Annotated in this window: 2 protein-coding genes and 1 pseudogene; all 3 read right to left on the bottom strand. The window is 31.3% G+C overall.

Going from position 1 to position 2,529, the window contains the following annotated elements; all coding sequences use genetic code 11:
* The coding region (locus tag ACH2BO_RS14315; RefSeq protein WP_395045413.1) for a GIY-YIG nuclease family protein at positions 1-134 on the bottom strand (134 nt) is incomplete at its 3' end.
* A gap of 461 nt (positions 135-595) precedes the next feature.
* Complete coding sequence (locus ACH2BO_RS14310) at positions 596-2,218, bottom strand: trehalose synthase (protein ID WP_395045412.1); 1,623 nt, start codon at positions 2,216-2,218, stop codon at positions 596-598.
* A gap of 2 nt (positions 2,219-2,220) precedes the next feature.
* Positions 2,221-2,529 (bottom strand): annotated as a pseudogene (locus ACH2BO_RS14305) (alpha-1,4-glucan--maltose-1-phosphate maltosyltransferase); the annotation flags it as partial.

Raw genomic sequence — 2,529 nt, 5'->3', positions numbered from 1 at the left:
CTTCTTTTGTATGTGTAAGCATTTGGTAATTTCCCATCGTTATGTTCGTCTACTCTTCTATCTACATCATTTGTAATTCCTACATAAAGTGAATTGTCTTTGCATCTTAATATGTAAACGTAATAAAATTTCATTTTTTATTTTGTTGTTTATTTTATTCCTTCAACTTTAATTTGATTGCGTTCCTTAGACTGCGTTCCTTCGACTGCGCTCAGGATGACAAAGTGAATTTCAATTTTAGATTTATTTTATTATGATAATCTTTGTTTTTTTAAAACGACTTCGTTTGCGTTCCTTCGACTACGCTCAGGATGACAAAGTGAATTTCGATTTTAGATTTATTTTTAAATATCTAAATATTCTTTTTAAAATATCTTTTTTAATTTTAAATTATTTTTAATCAATACATAAATCTTATAGCCACGATTATAGTGGAAATCCTTTTTTCAATTGCCTTGGGTTTAAAACCAAGGCAATTGAAAAAAGATTGGAACGGAAAGCGTGAAAATGGATTGCTAAAATGCCCAAGCCATTCGCTTCAAATGAAACTTTTAATTATTACCTAACAGGTTAAAAAAAAACCTGTTAGGATATTTTAATAATCCATAATTGTTTGTATGCCTCGCAGCGGAATTACTGCCCATCTTGGTCGTGAATTTAGTTCGTAACCAAGTTCATAAACGGCTTTTTCGAGGATGCAATATTTTAGTAAAAAGTTGATTTCGTGGTTGTAACCTATGTTTAAATTGCCTGATTGGGCTTTTTCGATATAGGTTTCTAGGAATGCACCAACAAGATATTTAAACAATAATTCGCCTGCTTTAAATAGTTCTTCTTGCTCGAATGGATACTTGTCGGCATTGTTGAAAATGGTGGCGTAAATGGCGTAGTGAAAGGAACGAAACATTCCGGCAACGTCTTTTAATGGTGGTTGTTTTACTTTTCTATCACGAATTGTGCTTTCTGGTTCGCCTTCGAAATCTAGTAAATAAAAATCGTCATTATTGACTAAAACTTGACCTAAATGATAGTCGCCGTGAATTCTGATGCGCTCGGATTTCATTTTGGTCCAATCGAAATCTACGAAATGTTTACGGATTAATTTTTTGTTTTCTAGAAACTGATTTGCCAAATCTAGCGCCATTCCGTCTAGTTTGTGTAAGCTGTTTTCTATAATATTTAATCGGTTTTGAAACTGATATAGCAATCTATTTTTTAGCCAAACGGTGTAATCGCCGTTGTAAGTTGTTGGTGTGAAAGCGGTGTCGTGAATATCGCTGCCAAGTGCAATGTGCATTTCGGCGGTTCGAAGAGCTAGTGTTTGAATTTTTAAAAATAGATTTAATCCAACCCAATCGATGATTTCTGGTGGAATTTCGTTTATTTTTAATCGTTTGAATAAATCTATGTTGGGTAGTTTATCGATTTTTATTTTTTTACGTGATAGGTTTTCGAAAACACCATCGGTTTGTTCTAGCATAAATTTCCAAGCATCACCTTGATTGGGAACTAATTCTTGCATTAAACCGAGTGTGATGTTGCCTTCAGAAAGGTTTAAATTGATGCTTCCTGTGTATGCTGGACTGCTTTTAAAGTCCATTCTTTCAGTTAAAAAACGGCTGATTTCGTAATCTGGATTGGTACTGACGTAAATTCTTCTGAAAATTTTTAAAACTAATGTGTCATTAAAAATTATTGAGGTGTTGCTTTGTTCAACTCCCATAAATTTAGACGAAATGTATTCTTTTTCTAATAATGATTTTCCTTTATGGAATTTAAGTTTGTCTTTACTGTTTTCATCTGCATTTGCAATTTTATTAAATAATAATTTTCTAAAATCATCTTGGTGTAATGCGTCGACCAAAAAACCTTCTATATTTCCGAATTTTGCTGGAGCAATTATTGTGTTTGTGTCCAATTCATCGGATGTCATAAAAGCAATTGGCATAAAGTAATTCTGAAAAAATGCTTCTTTAAAATTTACTTCTAGTAAAACTCCATAATAAGTATTGTTTTTTGAATTAATTTTAAAATTATCAACGACCTCTATATATTTTAGTGTGCTTGACTTTCCTCCATACCATCGTTTATTGATTATATAATTTTCTAGAATATCTGATGAAAAAATTTTGATAAATTGATCATCACTTAAAGCATCTTTCCATTCGTTTTTGAATTTGAATGATGTTGCAAATGTATCTTGGTTGTCATTTTTCATAATTATTTATGTATTTTAAATAAATGAAAAGGTAAAACTGGATAGAGTTCAACAAAATTCCATTCTTTATCCCAAATATAACTATTTCCTGTAATTAATTCAATAACTCTAATGGCTTGCCCTTCCTTGATTCCCATTGATTTTAAGGGTAATTGTACCCAAGATTGCTTCGCATAATACGGATCAATGTTACAAATCATTAAGGTTTCATCTTGTTTGTCATCATCAAATTTATAATAGGCAATCACCTGATCATTATCCGTTTTACAAAATTCAATATTATTGGTTTGTTGTAACGATGGATGTTCATG

The organism is Flavobacterium sp. (genome assembly GCF_043773265.1).
Lineage (GTDB): Bacteria > Bacteroidota > Bacteroidia > Flavobacteriales > Flavobacteriaceae > Flavobacterium.
This window is presented reverse-complemented; position numbering and strand designations above follow the sequence as displayed.